Here is a 17745-nt window from a genome sequence, read left to right as displayed (position 1 = left end):
AGCTAATCAGCATGTCACTGTTATGTTTTAAATAAAATGTCTATTTTTACAGTCCGCTTATGGAACAGATAAAAACGTCATTTGATTTCGAAAAACCCATTGCTGAACTGGTTCAGCAAATCGAAAAAGTAAAACAGGTTTCTGAAAAAACGAAGGTAGACATGTCTGCTACGCTCAGAGAACTGGAGGAGAAGCTGGATGTTACCACAAAAGCTACCTACAGCAATCTATCCGGTTGGCAGAAAGTGCAGATGTCCCGCCATGCAGAACGGCCCCAAACCCTCGATTATATAAAAATGATCTGTGAAGATTTTATAGAACTTCATGGAGATCGTACCGTGAAAGATGATAAAGCCATCATTGGAGGCTTTGCTACCATCGCCGGACAAACGGTAATGGTCATCGGACACCAGAAGGGGAAGAACACCAAAGAGCGCCAGTACAGGAACTTCGGTATGGCCAACCCTGAAGGGTACCGCAAAGCGCTACGTTTGATGCGCCTCGCTGAAAAGTTCAACAAACCCGTAATTTCTTTTATTGATACCATGGGTGCTTACCCGGGCCTTGAAGCAGAAGAACGCGGACAAGGTGAAGCAATTGCGAGAAACTTACTTGAGATGTCAATCCTGAAAGTGCCGATCTTATGTTTCATCGTAGGAGAAGGTGCATCTGGTGGTGCATTGGGTATCGGTATCGGAGACCGCGTGTACATGTTGGAGCATACCTGGTATTCAGTGATCTCTCCGGAATCCTGCTCGTCCATCCTATGGAGAAGCTGGGATTACAAGGAACGTGCTGCAGAATGCTTAAAATTAACCTCAGAAGACATGTTCCAGAACAAGTTGATCGACGGGATTGTGCGGGAACCATTGGGTGGCGCACATCAGAACCCAGAGGCAATGGCACAAAATGTTAAAGAACAAATCTTAAAGGATCTGCAGGAGCTTATACCTGTACCTACAGACGAACTGATCGCTAAAAGGATCGACAAGTTCTGTGCGATGGGTGTTGTTGTGGAAGACTAAGAAAAAATATACGCTTATACGAAGGCTGTTCATGATCCATGAACAGCCTTTTTTTGTGTGCGCCCGGCACGGGCGCAAACTCTAGGGTGAAAGTCCCGAACGCGCCTTGATAGTGGGAAGCGTTAACCTATGGCAAGGGTGTCCTTCGCGAGGAGGAATCTGAAGGAAGCCGGCGGTAAATCTCTGGCCTGACGAACAGGAAGCGAATCAGGCAGTTGGATGTGGGTGAGTTTGCACAACAAAACAAAGCCCAAAACTATCCGAAACATCCCGCTGTACATTCGACAGGTATATGGAGAGAAAGTTTGCGTTCTTACCCGGGGAGATCTGATAAACTGCTGCCGGAGGGAGACGCGCTTCCTGAAGGAGCAAAGAGGCATAGTGATATACCTCCGGTTTTTCAGAAGTCAGCAGAGGCCATAGTACCTTTTTTTTTTAAGGGAAGGGCTGAACATTAAACGTCCGGGGAGTACTACTGGAAATGGGACTATCGTAAAGAAAGCAGAAAACTCTGAATTGAGAGCTGCCCTGTGAGAGATAATGCTGGAAGCAGAAAGGTAATAGGGAGCGCTGAACGAAGTCTTGAAAGAAAGCAAGGAAACAAGGAAACAGAGAAAAAAAAAAATGCAATTCGACAAGTTACTCGAAGAAATTACTAGTAAAAGCAACATGCGCTCGGCTTACGAGCAGGTAACGTCCAACAAAGGTGCCGCTGGCGTAGATGGTGTTGGAGTATCCGACTTCCATGAACAACTCAACAAAGAATGGCCATTGATCAAAACCCGGCTGGAGAAAGGCGAATATCGCCCTAAAGCAGTTAAACGGGTAAGGATACCCAAGGCAAACGGCGGCGTCCGTCTCTTAGGTATTCCCACCTATATGGACAGGCTGATCCAGCAGGCTATCTCACAGGTACTTGTTAAAATCTATGATCCCGAATTCTCAGAAAACAGTTATGGCTTTCGTGCGGAGAAGAATGCATACCAGGCTTTGGAAAAAGCAAAAGAGTACATCAATGCGGGTTACAGCCACGTTGTAGACCTCGATCTGGAGCAGTTCTTTGACCGGGTAAACCATGATTACCTGATGAACGAGCTGAGCAAGAAAATACAGGATAAGAAACTATTAAAGCTTATTCATAATATCTTGCGGGCAGAAATTCAGGATCAGGATAAACAAGAGCCGTGTAAACAAGGTGTGCCACAAGGAGGTCCGCTCAGTCCATTGCTTTCCAATATCATTCTGGATAAACTGGATAAAGAATTGGAGAAACGAGGTCACCGCTTTGTACGCTATGCTGATGATTGCAGTATCTATGTAAAGAGCAAACGAGCAGGAGAACGTGTAATGGAAAGTATCAGTACCTACATAGAAAAGGAACTGAAACTGAAAGTAAACGTGGAAAAGAGCGTGGTTACCCGTCCATGGCAAACCAGACTACTGGGCTTTACCTTTTATCACAAGAAAGGTAGCAAAGGCATTACGGTACACCGTAAAAGCATTAGCACTTACAAGGATAAAATCAGGGGGATTACCTGCCGCAGAAAACCTTACCCGATCGAGGATCGGATGATGCAAATCAGGCAGCTGAACCAGGGTTGGGGGAACTACTTCAAGCTGAGCGAAGCTCATACTGTATTCAGAGAACTTGATGAATGGGTCCGCAGTCGAGTTAGGCTATGTTATTGGATACAATGGAAGCAGGTAAAGACCCGCGTTAAGCAACTCGAGAAACTTGGGGTTCACCCTGATCAGGCTTATCAATGGGGAAATACCCGAAAAGGCCATTGGCGAGCCGTACACAGCCCGATACTGACCCGGACTCTTAACAATGCATTTCTAAAGAAACAGGGGCTACTATGTCTAAAAGAAATAGTAACCCCCTAAAGCTGTTTATGTTTAATGAACCGCCGTATGCCGAACGGCACGTACGGTGGTGTGAGGGGACAGGTATTCAAATAATGATTACCTTCCTACTCGATGCTGTGGCGCCCTAAACGGTTACCAGGTTCACAGCTGACCTAGGCTTAGCGCGCTGTTGACAAGGGGTTCACACGTCGCTGGCCAGGTCAAGGCCTTGTCAACCCCTTGTTAACCCCTTGTCAAGGCCCCGACAATCATAGCGACAATATCCGCTTGGGCGCATAATAAATCCGCCAAAACAAGGGACAAAAAAAAGTCCCGCCAGTAACACTGGCGGGACTGCATTTCTAAAATATGATCTATTATTCCTGACCGAGGTAAGGGCCGAAGCGTGCTTCAAGCGCTTTAAATTGATTGTTGATTTTCTCTGCCACTGGCATTTGTTTGTACTGTGCGGTGGTATTTGCCATCTGGTTCAGGAAGGACATGCCTAAGCGCACATTTTGCATCCCCACAAGCCTGTTTTTGCTTTCAGAAACATCTGCAAGGTAGGTTAGCTCTTTCTGGATATAATCCGCGCAGCGGGTTACAATTTCATTGGCTTTTGCGGTTTCACCCAGCATGTAGAAGTTCTCTGCCATGAAGTAAGTTCCCATCATTGAGCGCATGCCGTAGAACTTGTCTGGCATCACTTCCAGGTATTTGTTAGCGGCTTTTTTAGCTTCAGCAACTTTACCTTCTTTCAGCATACCAGTTACGGTGTTGTTCCAAACGTTCGCGAAGATCGAGATATCATCTGCGGACTGCGGATCAAGATATTTAGCGTGTTTGATGTTACCCCACTTAAATTTGTTCATCACGTTGTTGTACAATACCGGCGCATTCAGTTGCTCGGTTCTGCTGGCAGCTGTATCCGGTGTTAGTGGCAATAAACGTAATGCCAGGCCTTCGTTGTACAGGTAATTGTCCAGTCCGTTGTATTGTTCTGAAGGTACCGTGCTGGCGAAGTAAATAGGTCTTTTCCAGTTGTTGTGTGCCAGGATATCAAACATGGCCAGTGTACCCTTGGTTACGTAACCTTTGTTGAAGGTCCACTGCATGATTGGTGCAATTTTATTGGCATCCGCAGGACTCACGGTTCCGGTTTTCAGTACATCTTCCGGGTTGATGGTGATGTGGAAGTTCTTAGTCGGGATGAAGTTCTCCTTGGTGGTTTCAGTAACCTGGATCTTGTCCTCGTCGTTATCAGACAGCAATACTTCAAGGATGCTTTTCAGCTCCACAGAACCTGCAATCTTATAATCCTGGTAATACATCACATCACGAACACCTTGCACGTACTGAGACTCCTTCATGGTAATTGGCAGTGGCTCAGATTCGTTCATCTTACGCTTCATACCGTTGATGTACCAGTCGGTATCGAATAGACTCAGGTTCACCAGGCGGATATCCGGACGGATACCTTCCACTTCCTGTGCATACCACAGCGGATAAGTATCATTATCACCGTAGGTGAACAGGATGGCGTTCGGCGCACAGGATTCCAGGTAATCTACCGCGATATCGTGGGCAACCATTTTGGTTGAACGGTCATGGTCATCCCAGCCTTGCGCAGCCATAATGATCGGCGCTGCGAATAGTGATAATACCGTTGCACCAATAGCGGCATTCTTTGGGGTAACTTTTTTCGCCAGCCATTCGCGGATAGCAAGCACACCAAAGCCGATCCATATGGCGAAGGCATAGAAGGACCCTGCGTAGGCGTAATCACGCTCACGCGGCTCTAATGGCTTCTGATTTAGATATAATACGATGGCAAGACCCGTAAAGAAAAACAGCAAGGCAACAATACCTGCATCTTTCTGGTTGCGTTTGAAATGCCACACTGCACCCAGCACACCGATGATCAATGGTAAAAAGAAGAATCTGTTGTAAGATTTGCTGTCTACAATGCTCGGTGGCAGGTTGCTCTGGTTGCCCAGAAGGATGGCATCAACAGGTTTAATACCACTTAACCACTGACCTTCGTAAAGGCTACCCTGACCCTGGTCATCATTTTGGCGGCCGACAAAGTTCCACATGAAGTAACGCATATACATGTTCCCGATCTGGTACTTGAACAGGAAGCTGATGTTGTCGAACAGGGTAGGGAACTGGCTTTCATCCAGTCCGGTCATGTCTTTGTAGTACTCTACGTGACGTGGATCGTCACTGTACATACGAGGGAAAGGTGTAGTTCTGTCGTATTCGTAGTCGGTCTTTTTACCGGCAACTTCATACTTATCTGCGCCTTTGCGGTATAGGTTTTTACCTTCTTTTACCGCAACTCGTTGGGAGTTATAGTTAGGTCCGAAAAGCAATGGACGGTCGCCGTATTGCTCCCGGTTCAGGTATCCAAGTAGCGCAAAAGCATTGTCCGGGTCACTGTTGTTCAGGTTTGGATCTGCTTTGGCGCGAATCACGATCATGGCGTAAGAGCCATAACCAAAGATGATCAGCGCGGTAGAAAGCAGTGCAAGGTTCAGCACGCGTTTACGGTGTTTGATGGAGTAACGGATACCGTATACCAATCCTCCGATTAACAGCAATGCGAAGAAAAGCACGCCTGAACCGAAGCCAAGGCCGAGTGTATTTACAAAGAAAAGGTCGAAATAAGCACCGAAAGAGATCAGGTACTGGATAATGCCATACTGCACAACGGCAAGGATCAACACCCCAACAATGAAGGTCTTGAACACGCCACCAGTAGTTGGATTAGGTGTTTTCTTGAAGTAATATACGAAGGCGATTGCCGGGATAGTTAATAAGTTCAGTAAGTGAATACCAATGGAAAGTCCCATGATATAGGCGATGAACAGCAACCAGCGGTCTGATTGCGGCTCCTCTGCATGTGCTTCCCATTTAAGGATACCCCAGAATACAATAGCAGTAAACAAGGAGGATAGTGCATATACTTCAGCCTCTACTGCCGAGAACCAGAAGCTGTCGGAGAAGGTATAAGCTAGTGCACCCACAACGCCGGCACCCATGATGCTGATCATTTTGGAAGTGCTGATCTCCTCATCCGCCTTTACCAGCATTTTCTTGGCCAAAGCGGTGATGGTCCAGAACAGGAACAGGATGGTCGCTGCACTGGCAATGGCAGAACCCAGGTTCATGAAATACGCGACTTTAGTCACATCGCCGAAAGCGAATATGGAAAAGAAGCGTTCGATCATAAGGAATAGCGGGGCACCAGGCTGGTGTACGACTTGCATTTTGAATGCAGAAGCGATGAATTCGCCGCAATCCCAGAAGCTAACATTGGGTTCAAGCGTCAGGATGTAGGTTAAAGCAGCAACTAAAAAGCATATCCAGCCGGTTAAGTTGTTTATTTTATTATACTTCATTTTTAAATTGGGTATAGGTTTTGGGCATATAAATGCTGCCGAAATTAAAGATAAAGATTGAGAATAGGGTAGAAGAAAAAAACACTTTAACAATTTTTAACTCGCGCTCAGCACGTTACCTGGTAGGGGAGAAATTATTTTCAATTTTTTTAGAGGAAGATTTGCAGAATTAAAAAATGTGCGTAGATTTGCAATCCCAATTCAAAGCAACCCTTTGACGGAGATTGCCCGATAGTATAAAGGTAGTACGACGGTTTTTGGTACCGTTTGTCTAGGTTCGAATCCTGGTCGGGCAACAAAACATATTCGGATTGCGAATAAACCCGCAATCCGATTTTTTTTAACCAGCATTGATACCCGCCAATCATGCCATTGCAATTTAACCCAGTTAAACTCTTTGCCGGAACCGGCAGTAAAGCATTAGCTCACAAAATTGCCGCCAGTTACGGCAAACCTCTTGGTAACGTTACACTAAGCCGATTCAGTGACGGGGAATTCCAGCCTTCTTATGATGAAACTGTTCGTGGATGTGATGTATTTCTAATCCAGTCCACTTGTCAGCCAAACGATAACCTTATGGAACTGCTGTTAATGATCGATGCCGCTAAGCGTGCATCTGCGCATTATATAACCGCAATTGTTCCTTATTATGGTTTCTCTAGACAGGATCGTAAAGATAAACCACGGGTAGCCATTGGTGCTAAACTGGTTGCGAACCTGTTACAGGCAGCGGGCATCAGCAGGATCATGACCATGGACTTACACGCGGCCCAGATACAGGCGTTTTTTGACGTACCTGTAGATCACCTGGATGCCTCGGTAATTTTTGTGCCTTACATCAAAAGTTTAGGTCTTAGTGATTTGATCATTGCATCGCCAGATATGGGTGGTTCTTACCGTGCACGTACCTTCGCCAAGTTCTTTAATGCAGAGGTAGTGATTTGTGATAAGCGACGTAAACGTGCGAACGAGATCGAGTCCATGTCGATTATTGGTGATGTTAAAGGGATGGATGTGGTTTTGATTGATGATGTTTGTGATACCGCAGGCACGTTATCAAAAGCAGCCGGCTTGATCATGGAAAAAGGTGCTAAAAGTGTAAGAGCAGTATGTACCCATCCGGTTTTATCAGGCAAGGCATACGAAACGATTGAGCATTCGGCTTTGACGGAGCTGATCGTGACCGATACCATTCCTTTGAAAAGGGAAAGCGAAAAGATCAGGGTATTGAGTACTGCTGACTTATTTGCCAAGGCCATTGCGAATGTAAATGAGCATGGCTCTATCAGTGACTTATTTAAAGTATAACAATAATAAATAACCGAAGCCAGTACATTGGGTAGGACGCTTCAAATTAATCAAAATCAATAAAATGAAAACAATCGCAATTAGCGGTTCTCCAAGAGAGAACGTAGGGAAACGCGATGCTAAAGAGCTTCGCTATGAAGGCAAGGTTCCTGCAGTATTGTATGGTGGTCAAGAGCAAATCCATTTTGCTGTAGTTGCAACTGATTTAAAGGAAGCTATCTACACACCAGAAGCAAACTTCTTAGAAATTGACATTAATGGTACTAAAAATAAAGCGATCATTAAAGAGCTTCAATTTCACCCACTAACTGACCTTTTATTACACGTAGATTTTCTACAGTTGTTTGACGATAAAGAAATCCTTATGGAGATCCCTGTTAAATTAACCGGAACTTCTCCAGGTGTTAAAATGGGTGGTAAACTGGTTCAAAAATTACGTAAACTTCGTGTTAAAGCCTTGCCTGCAAACATGCCACAAGTGGTAGAAGTAAGCATTGCTAAATTAGAAGTTGGTAACTTGTTCCGTGTACGTGATATTGCTAAAGGCGATTACGTAATCACCAACACTCCTGAAGATACTATCGTATCTGTAGGTATGTCAAGAGCTTTAAAACAAGCTGAACAACAAGCTGGTAAAAAATAAGCTTTATGCTTTGCAAGGAAAAGGCCGCCATTGTGCGGCCTTTTTTTGTGCCCGCTTTCCCGCAGCTAAATCCTAAGCCCTATATTTGCGCTGCATGAAATACTTGATCGTAGGTTTAGGAAACATCGGGCCCGAATATGCCCACACCCGTCACAATATTGGTTTTGATATCGCAGATGAGCTGGTGAAGTCGCTGGAAGGCAGCTTTAAGAACATTCGCCTGGCCTACTACTCGGAGGTTTCCTTTAAAGGCCGTAAACTGCACGTGATAAAGCCTACCACCTATATGAACCTCAGCGGCAAAGCAGTGAACTACTACATGCAGGAACTAAAGATCCCTTTGGAAAACGTATTGGTGCTGGTGGATGATCTGGCTTTACCATTAGGGAAACTCCGCCTGAAGTTGCAGGGCAGCAGTGCAGGCCATAACGGACTGAAAAGCATCGAAGCACTTTGTGGTGGGCAGCAATACCCGCGGTTACGGTTCGGCATCAGCGATAATTATCCGAAAGGCCGGCAGGCAGATTATGTGCTGGCGCCCTTCGACAAGGATGAACAGCTGGAATTACCCGCGTTGATCGACAAGAGTGTCGAGTTGATCAAGAGCTTTGTAACGGTTGGCCCGGCAAAGACCATGACCGCTTTTAATTCCTGATCTTAATAGACCATACATAAACTGGCTATTTTGCTGTGCAGCAATTTAACATCGAAAGGCTTGCTCAGGATGTCGTTGGCACCCGCCTCAATCGCAATCTGGCGGTCGGTTTCCATTACCGCTGCAGAGAAGGTGATTATCGGTGTATTTTCCTTTCCCGGAACAGCGCCCTGGCGGATGAGCTTTATGGCTTCCAGACCATTCAGTACCGGCATAAAGGTGTCCATCAGGATCATATTGTAATCCTCAGCTGCCAGGCGATCTAAAGCCTCCTGTCCATTCTCTACGACATCGGCTTGTATTTTCCATGATTTCAGGATCCGCAGGATCAGGAACTGGTTAATGGCATTATCTTCTGCCACCAGGATCTTTAAGCCCTCTAATGCTTTTAAATCATTGGCTGCAGGCACAACGACCGGACTGATCTTAACTTCGGGCAGTTCATATCGGTTGCTGAAGCTGAAGGTACTACCTTTAAATTCTTCACTGGTTACTTCCAACACGCCATTTTTCAGTGCAGCAAGTTGTTTTACAATGGAGAGGCCTAAGCCCGTGCCACCGTACTTTAAGGTTGTAGAATCCTCTGCCTGTTCAAAAGTTTCGAAGATCTTGTCGATGTTCTCTTTCGCGATGCCGATGCCAGTATCTATCACGGAAAACTTTAAAAGGCACTCCGTCTCTGTCCGCTCTTCGCTGGTCACTTTCAAGGTTACGCTGCCTTCAATGGTGAATTTAATGGCATTGCTGACCAGGTTCATCAGAATTTGGTTTAGCCGCAAAGAATCCGCAATCACGGTATCAGGTACGTCATCGCCGATCTCCAGCAGGAGCGAAATGCCCTTGTCCTTCGCCTTAATCTTCAGGATATTCACCACGTCATTACAGATTGCACGCACCTGGGTGGCCACGCGGACGATCTTAAACTTGCCGGATTCAATCTTGGAGAGATCAAGGATGTCGTTGATCACACCCAGCAATGCATTTGAACTTACATCCAGCAGGCTGACCATTTCTTTCTGCTCCTGGTCCAGTTCCGTGAGCTGCAACAGCCTGGTGATGCCAATGATGCCGTTGATGGGGGTACGGATCTCGTGGCTCATGTTGGCAAGGAAGTTCTCCTTGATGCGCTTTCCTTGCTCAGCAAGTTCTTTGGCCTTGATCAGCTCGTCCTGGTACTCCAGCAGTTCCTGGTTCTTGTTCTTCAGGTCCCGCTGGGTCCGGGTAAAGCGGATGAAAGCATCCACTTTGGCAGCAGTTACAAAGGGGTTAAGGGGTTTGAACAGGTAATCTACGGCACCTGATTGATAACCCTGAAGGGCAAACTCGGTATCTGTGGAAATGGCAGTGACGAAGATGACCAGGATGTCTTTCGTTTTAGGATTGCTCTTGAGGAGCTTTACCAGTTCGAAGCCATCCATTTCCGGCATTTGCACGTCTACAAGTGCTATAGCAATATCGTTTTCCCAGGCAATGCGTAGTGCATCGTTAGGACGTGTTGTTGTTAGTATGTTGATATCATCGCGCTCTAGGAGCGCTTCAAGTGCGATGATATTTTCTGGCCTGTCATCAACAATTAATATGTTAATCTTCTCCATGTTCCATCTGGTCCCTTATGTGATTTTCTGATAGATGTTGTTTTTTCTGTCAATGACCTTAAAGCGCCTGGCCACATTACCTTTCAGACTTTCCTTACTTCCTAAGCAAAGAAAGCCAAAATTAGCCAAACTGTCGTAAAATAACTGAAGGACTTTTTCCTGCAGCACCGGATTGAAGTAGATCAAAACGTTACGGCAGGAGATGAGATGGAACTCATTGAATACACCGTCGGACACCAGGTTATGAATGGAAAATAAGGTTCTTTGTTTTAGCGCAGGGATGATACAGGCCGTTCCATGGCTGCTCTGATAGTAGTCTTCGAGGGTTCTTATACCAGCAGCCTGCTGATAATTTTCGGCGTAGAGCTTCATCAGCTTCAGCGGGTATTGACCGTTCCTTGCCTGGTCTATGACGAGGGCATTGATGTCTGTGCCATACATGAAGGAGCGTTGATACAGCCCTTCTTCCTCGAAGGTGATGGCAAATGAATACAGCTCTTCGCCGCTGGAGCAGCCGGCATTCCATACTTTGATGTGCTGGTAAGACCTGAGGTAGGGGATGACATGACTTTTGAGTGCCTGAAAGAATTCGGGGTCTCTGAACATCTCGGTAACGTTCACGGTAATTTCCGTGAGGAAATGTTCAAAATAATCCGCGTTATTGGTAAGCAGGTTTTTAAGCTCAAAAAGGCTTAGGTTCTGCAGCTGGGCAATACGTGCTACCCGTCTTTTTAGGGAGGCAGATGAATAGTTGCTAAAATCAAAACCATGTACATTTCTGATCAGCTGAACCAGATGGTCCATTTCTTCAAAGGAGATGTTTGTAGGCATATAATGTATTCTTTAGCTAAGCCAAACCCTCATCAATGACAGCAACTTATCAATATCCACAGGTTTGGAGATGTAATCGCTTGCACCTGCATCCAGACATTTCTGCCTGTCGTTTTTCATCGCCTTAGCCGTTAGCGCAATGATCGGCGTTTTACCGTAATGCTCATCTTTCCGGATCCTGCCTATGGCTTCATAGCCGTCCATCTCCGGCATCATAATATCCATTAGGATCAGGTCAATATGCGGTGTGGAGGACAGCTTTTCAATGGCTTCTCGACCATTGTTGGCGATCACGATTTCCATGTCATACTCGTGCAGGGCTGTTGACAGTGCAAAGATATTGCGCATGTCATCATCTGTGATGAGAATGGTTTTTCCTTTTAATACTTTTTCCTGGTTTGTAGGCTTCGGTTTGCGTGGGGGCTCTGCAGGGGCCGTGGCTTTGCTTTGCTGCTGCAATTTGTTGATGAACAAACTTACTTCATCCATCAGTCGTTCGTTAGACTTATTAGACTTCAGTACCATCGCTTCCGAATACCTCATGATCTTTGTCATCTTGTCCTGATCCAACTCCATAGCAGTGTTGATGACCACTGGGATGTGTGCCAGCTCGGGGATGTTTTTGATCTTGTCCAGCAGCTCCATACCCGAGATATCCGGCAGGTTAAGGTCGAGGATGATGCAGTCGAAACTTTGCTGCTGCAGCAGGGCCATGGCCTGCTGACCATCGAAAGCCTGACTTACTTCAATACCTCTGGAAGTTAATTGTGCCTTCACGATCTCGCTTTGCAGTTCCTGGTCCTCAATGATGAGCACGGACTTGAAGTTATTGAGCTGTGCATGTTCCAGCAGTTCAAAGGCCTCATTGAGGGCGGTACGTTCAATAGGCTTTTTCAAGAATCCAATAGCACCTTCCTTTTGAGCGCGATCGGGATTGTTTTCGCCGGAAGACATCATGTGTACCGGGATGTCGCGCGTAACCGAATCCGCTTTCAAGGTTTTCAGAATTGCCCAGCCATCGGTGTCGGGAAGAAAGATATCGAGTATGATGGCATGTGGAAGTTCGGCTCTGGCAATGCTTAAGGCTGTTTTTCCATCATGTGCGAGCAAGGGTTGATAACCTTTCTGGATGGCATATTGCTCCAGCAGTTTTGCAAACATCAGGTCGTCTTCAACAATCAGCAGGGTATGGGCGCTACTATGCATTGGTGCGGGCTGTGTGCCCTGTATTTGCGTGATGTTTACAGCTGCGTTATTTGAGCTGCTAACCGCGGTTGCATGCGCTGGAAGGTAAAGGGTAAAGCGGCTTCCTTTACCGGCTTCGCTCGACAGCTGAATTTCGCCACCCAACAAGGCGGCAAGCTCCTTGCTGATGGATAAACCCAGGCCGGTGCCGCCGTACTTGCGGCTTGTAGAGCCGTCGGCCTGCTGGAAAGCTTCAAAGATCAACTTCTGTTTTTCATCGGGAATACCAATGCCTGTGTCGGAGATGGAGAAAGCCAATATCGGTGACTCGCTGCCGCTCAGTTTGGCCGAGTAAAAGCCCTGTGCAGCTGAAGCTAGTTCTACCTGCAGGTTTATGCTGCCATCTTCGGGTGTAAATTTAAAGGCATTTGAGAGTAGGTTTTTGATGATCTGTTCAACCCTTCCAGCATCTGATTGAAAGGCTTCGGGAACATCAGGACCTATCGTGGTGTTGAAGTGGATGTGTTTAGAGTTTGCAATTTCCGAAAATAACAGTTCCATGTTCCGGCAAACCGAGGCAGGGCTTACGTTTTCCTGGATCAGCTCAACCTTACCCGATTCTATTTTGGATAGATCCAGGATGTCGTTGATGAGGTTTAGCAGATCTGCACCTGCATTGTGGATGACGCCGGCATATTTGATCTGATCCTCAGTAAGGTTTGATGGTTTATTCTCCTTCAGAATTCTTGCCAGGATCAAGATGCTGTTTAGTGGTGTACGCAGTTCATGGCTCATGTTGGCCAGGAATTCTGATTTATACCTGCTGGATGCTTCCAGTTCCTCGGCTTTCATGCTCACCGCTTCCTTGGCCTGGTTGATGGCCAGGTTCTTTTCTTCCAGCTGCTGGGCCTTTTCTTCCAGTTCAGCATTTGTCTGTTGCAGTTCTTCCTGTTGGATCTTCAGCTCTTCCTCGGAGGCCTGTAGCTGTTCAGATTTGTAAACCAACTCTTCATTAGTGGTAAGCAGTTCTTCCTGTTGACTCTCCAGTTCTTCCCTTTGGGCCTGCAGTCTGTCATACAGCTGACGTAACATCACTTGAGACATGGCACTGTTTAGGCCTACGCCGATGCTCGCTGCCAGGCTTTCCAGAAACAACATGCTGTCTTCATCAGGCTCATTGATAAAACCTAACTCGAATATGGCAATGGTATCCTGATTGTGTCGAACCGGAATCAGGTACAGCTGGGTAGGTTTGCTTTCGCCAATTCCAGAGCGAACCTTCAGATAGTGGTCTGGCAGGTTCCGTATAATGCTCAGCTGACCATCCTTTGCTGCCTGGCCCACCAACCCTTCACCCAACTTTATCTTAGGGTTGCTGTGGTTATTTGGGGCTGCGAAACTTGCTTTAATCGACAGTTCATGGTTCTCATCGCTGAAATACATCAAACCTACGGTTGCTTTCGTGTACCTGCATACCTCTTGCAGGATATTACTCGCCAGATTGTCCAGCTCCTGAGTGCCAAACATCAGCTCGTTAACCTTTCGCAAGGCTTGCATAAGCTTGTTCTTCTGTTCGTTGTCGAAAGATAGCTGCGCAAGCCGTTCATTACGTTCTTTTACCTGCTCTTCAACACGCTTCTGGAAGTCGAAGGTCTTGCGGATGAGCGTTAATAAATAGAGTACCAGTCCGAAGATGGTCAAAGAACTCACGATTACAATGGCAATCGTTCGTTTGGAATTCATCTCAGATGCCTGAGCACGCTCCTGCAATAAACGGCGCTCTTCAGCAACAAGCCTTTCGATATCTGCCAGAATCTTTTCCTTGTAGATCCTGCCTTTTTCGGCGGTGCCTAAAAGTTCGGGTGTGATCTTTTGCTTTTCCCGGTATAGATCAAGATTGGCTTGCATTGCACCGACTTTCAGCCTTACAGTTGCTGCAAGTGTGTCCATGCTGCGGGACTGCTTCAGGTTGTCTGACACCAGGTCACGCAGGCTGTCGACTGCCGGAATGATCTTCGAGGCATGCTGATGATAAGGATTCAGAAATTTTTCGGACCCCGTAAGCATGTAACCGCGCATGGCCGTTTCGGCGGTTACGATCCTCAGGTCAAGTGCCTGTATTTTGTTGATGACTTCATAGGTATGACTCTCCCAGGCATCGCTTTTTCTGGTAGACAAAACACTAAGACAGGAGGTAATAGCTGAGATGAGTGCAAAGATCAGGGTAATGGTGAAGCCCACCAGCACCTGCCTTTTGAATGCAGTATTAAGCATATTATAGGAATGTAAACGAATTTTTACGCAATAGTAACTAATATAAAGAGGAGAACAAAAATTTAACAGTATTTAACAGATAGTTGAAATAAAATTTCCTTAGACTTGTAACTAACAAATTAGTTTTACGTCTTATCATCCACTTAAACCATTTTAAATGAGAGCGCTCTCTATCATGCTATTCCTAACATGTGTCTGTTTCTACAATGTTAAAGCCCAGGTTTCACCGGAAACCTCCTCCATCAAAGGTATTGTCATCGACTCGGCTTCCAATAAAGGCCAGGATTACATTACCGCCGCATTAAAAAAAGATAATGCGACAATTAAAACTGCTTTGTCGAAGAGCGATGGTTCTTTTCAGATCGACAAGGTTGCACCGGGAAATTATACCCTCGTTATTGTTGCCATGGGTTTTAACCCCAGGTCAATTCCTGTGGTAGTAAAAGATGTGAAAACCTACGACCTGGGTAAGATCAAGATCTCCGGTACGGCCAAGAACCTTGCGGAGGTCAATGTTACCGCTGCCCGACCGATCATCAAACAGGATATCGATAGGATTACCTACGACATTCAGGCGGATCCAGAGAGTAAGGTGAATACTGTGTTGGACATGATGCGGAAAATTCCTTTACTTTCTGTGGATGCGGAGGATAACATTCAGCTTAAGGGAAGTGGCAGTTACAAGATCCTGATCAATGGAAAGCCTTCCTCATTGGTGGCACGTAATCCCTCTGATGTGTTCAAGAGTATGCCTGCGGCAAACATTGAAAAAATTGAGGTGATCACTACACCACCGGCTAAGTATGACAGTGAGGGTTTGGCGGGTATCATCAACATCATTACGAAGAAGAATATTGACGCGGGTTATAATGGTAACCTGAACATCAGACATTCCTTTCCGGCAGGTGGACCTGGTGGATCTGGCTCCTTAACAGTTAAGCAAGGTAAACTGGGTATTTCTGGTTTTGGTATGCTCAACCAGTTTGAGAATCCGGGAACGATGTTCCGCAGTGAAAGAACAACCACAGGCAATCCCTTACTGGGTATTCCCGCAACTGCTTTGAACCAGAACGGGACAAACGGTAACGATGGTAATTCGGGGTACATGAGTGTTGAGCTTAGCTATGAGATCGACACCTTGAATCTGCTTTCCGGTGATCTGTCGTTCAATAGATATACTTATGATGGAACATCAAATCTTACCTCAGCCTTGCTGCAGGCCAACAATCCTTACCAGTCATACCGTTCTGTCAGCAACTCGGGTAATCTAGGTGATGGTTACGACTTCAGTGTGAATTATCAAAAGGGTTTTAGAAGCAACAAGAACCGCTTGCTTACTTTGTCCTACCGCTCCAGCACTTACGGTGGCAACACGGAATCCGCTTACAACATATTTGACCGGATCAACTACGATGCGCAGACCTTTCCCAACTATAGTCAGTTTAATGATGAAGAACAAAAGGAGCAAACCATTCAGGCCGATTACGTGCATCCTGTAGGTAAGTGGAACATAGAAGGAGGGCTAAAGGCAATTCTTCGTGATAACAACAGTATGTTCGAGTACCAGGGCCAAAATGCAAGTGGCGATTACGTCGTTGATTCAACGAGAACCAACAACTTTAATAACAATCAGAATGTGTATGGTATCTACAACTCTTACCAGTATAATCTGAGCAACTGGGGCTTCAAAGCTGGCTTGAGGGTGGAGTTGACGACGATAGACGCAGATTTCATTTCTCAGTCTTCTAATCTGGATGAGAGCTTTTTTAACATCATCCCCTCGGTTTCGGTAAACAGGAAGTTTAAAAATATGAGTAGCCTGAATTTCGGCTATACACAGCGTATCGAGCGTCCAGGTATCTGGCAGCTGAACCCTTTTGTACAGCGTCAGCCGAACTTCGAGTCTAGTGGAAATCCGGATCTTGAACCAGTTTTAAATAACAGCTTTGAGTTAAACTACAGTAAATTTAAAAAGGGTTCGATCAATATAGGCCTAAACTATTCGTTTGCGAATAACACCATCCAGCGTGTGAGTAGCTATATTCCTGAAACGGAGATTACCAGATCTACTTTTGTAAATACCGGTAAGGACCGGAAGCTAGGTACGAACTTTAACATCAACTATCCAATATTACCGACCCTAAATCTTTCATTGGGGGGTAATATGAATTACATCTGGTTGGAAGGCTTTGTAAATGATGAGACCGTTAGCAATGATGGTTTAACGGGATACATGTATGGGTACCTGAACTACAGGCTCAAATCAGGATGGCGATTGGGTGGTAATTTCTCTTACAGCAGTGCATGGATCACCCTGCAAGGCAGCTCCAGGTCAAGATGGAATACTGCTCTTTCTTTAGGCAAGGACATTATTAAAGACAAATTAACCTTCTCGGGCAGTGTAAGTAATCCTTTCCAGAAATTCCAGCCCTTTGAAAATGAGGTGGAAGGTCCTAACTTTAGCCAGCGTACCTACAGCGAAAACTATTACAGACGTTTCAACATGAGTTTGAACTGGCGTTTTGGTAAGCTAAAAGAATCTATTAAAAAGAACAAAAGAGGAATCAGCAACGACGATGTTAAATCGGGTGGCGGTTCAGGATCAAATTAAAAGAAATGATTAAAGTATACGGAATCCCGAATTGTAATTCAGTAAAGAAAGCCATCACCTGGCTTAAGGATCATAATTTGGAATATGAATTCCACGACTTCAAGAAAGAAGGCGTAAACGCAGACCAGCTGAAAAGCTGGTCTGCTGTGTTTGGTTGGGAGCAGGTGCTGAATAAAAAAGGCACTACCTGGCGTAAGTTGGATCCTGCGCAGCAGCAGGCAGTCAAAGATGAAAACTCCGCCATTAAAGTAATGCTGGCTACACCAAGTGCCATCAAACGCCCGGTTATTTTACTGGATGAACAGCCGGTACTGCTTGGCTTCAACGAAGATTTGTACCCCCAAAAACTTAAATAATAAACCCTCG

At 45.7% G+C, this 17745-nt stretch carries 11 protein-coding genes and 1 tRNA gene; 8 read left to right on the top strand and 4 right to left on the bottom strand.

Features of this window, described 5'->3' with window-relative positions:
* Positions 1 to 59: 59 nt before the first annotated feature.
* Both AC5WJX_RS12505 and ltrA read left to right on the top strand, forming a co-directional pair.
* Positions 60 to 1025 (top strand): acetyl-CoA carboxylase carboxyltransferase subunit alpha, encoded by a 966-nt coding sequence (locus tag AC5WJX_RS12505; RefSeq protein ID WP_494484771.1) that lies wholly within the window; start codon positions 60 to 62, stop codon positions 1023 to 1025.
* A gap of 624 nt (positions 1026 to 1649) precedes the next feature.
* Entirely contained in the window at positions 1650 to 2912 is a 1263-nt protein-coding gene (gene ltrA / locus AC5WJX_RS12500) for a group II intron reverse transcriptase/maturase (protein WP_494484770.1), read from the top strand.
* Positions 2913 to 3250: 338 nt separating this feature from the next.
* Here the strand turns inward: ltrA and AC5WJX_RS12495 are convergent, their stop codons facing one another.
* A complete protein-coding gene (locus AC5WJX_RS12495) occupies positions 3251 to 6277 on the bottom strand; it encodes a glycosyltransferase family 117 protein (protein ID WP_494484769.1) in 3027 nt (1008 codons plus the stop codon).
* A gap of 225 nt (positions 6278 to 6502) precedes the next feature.
* Here AC5WJX_RS12495 and AC5WJX_RS12490 point away from each other — a divergent pair.
* The 4 genes from AC5WJX_RS12490 (at position 6503) to pth (ending at position 8883) form a co-directional block, all read left to right on the top strand.
* Positions 6503 to 6573: transfer RNA gene (locus AC5WJX_RS12490), tRNA-Gln, on the top strand.
* 70 nt (positions 6574 to 6643) lie between these two features.
* Positions 6644 to 7585: a ribose-phosphate pyrophosphokinase gene (locus tag AC5WJX_RS12485; RefSeq protein WP_494484768.1), complete on the top strand. Its 942-nt coding sequence runs from the start codon at positions 6644 to 6646 to the stop codon at positions 7583 to 7585.
* Between the two features lie 64 nt (positions 7586 to 7649).
* Entirely contained in the window at positions 7650 to 8228 is a 579-nt protein-coding gene (locus tag AC5WJX_RS12480) for a 50S ribosomal protein L25/general stress protein Ctc (RefSeq protein WP_494484767.1), read from the top strand.
* Between the two features lie 94 nt (positions 8229 to 8322).
* Complete coding sequence (gene pth / locus AC5WJX_RS12475) at positions 8323 to 8883, top strand: aminoacyl-tRNA hydrolase (RefSeq protein ID WP_440428107.1); 561 nt, start codon at positions 8323 to 8325, stop codon at positions 8881 to 8883.
* Between the two features lie 2 nt (positions 8884 to 8885).
* Here pth and AC5WJX_RS12470 read toward each other — a convergent pair whose 3' ends face one another.
* The 3 genes from AC5WJX_RS12470 to AC5WJX_RS12460 are packed head-to-tail and all read right to left on the bottom strand — an operon-like array spanning position 8886 to position 14768.
* Entirely contained in the window at positions 8886 to 10478 is a 1593-nt protein-coding gene (locus tag AC5WJX_RS12470; RefSeq protein WP_494484766.1) for a response regulator, read from the bottom strand.
* Positions 10479 to 10493: 15 nt separating this feature from the next.
* Positions 10494 to 11309: a CheR family methyltransferase gene (locus AC5WJX_RS12465; RefSeq protein WP_494484765.1), complete on the bottom strand. Its 816-nt coding sequence runs from the start codon at positions 11307 to 11309 to the stop codon at positions 10494 to 10496.
* 12 nt (positions 11310 to 11321) lie between these two features.
* Entirely contained in the window at positions 11322 to 14768 is a 3447-nt protein-coding gene (locus tag AC5WJX_RS12460) for a response regulator (protein ID WP_494484764.1), read from the bottom strand.
* Between the two features lie 157 nt (positions 14769 to 14925).
* Here AC5WJX_RS12460 and AC5WJX_RS12455 point away from each other — a divergent pair, with 157 nt between their 5' ends.
* Entirely contained in the window at positions 14926 to 17379 is a 2454-nt protein-coding gene (locus tag AC5WJX_RS12455) for an outer membrane beta-barrel family protein (RefSeq protein ID WP_494484763.1), read from the top strand.
* A gap of 5 nt (positions 17380 to 17384) precedes the next feature.
* Complete coding sequence (locus AC5WJX_RS12450) at positions 17385 to 17735, top strand: ArsC family reductase (RefSeq protein ID WP_494484762.1); 351 nt, start codon at positions 17385 to 17387, stop codon at positions 17733 to 17735.
* The last annotated feature ends 10 nt before the right edge of the window (positions 17736 to 17745 follow it).

The organism is Pedobacter sp. NEAU-ZC8 (genome assembly GCF_059278965.1).
Note: the sequence above shows the minus strand (reverse complement) of the source record. Positions and strands in the feature narration are given on the sequence as shown.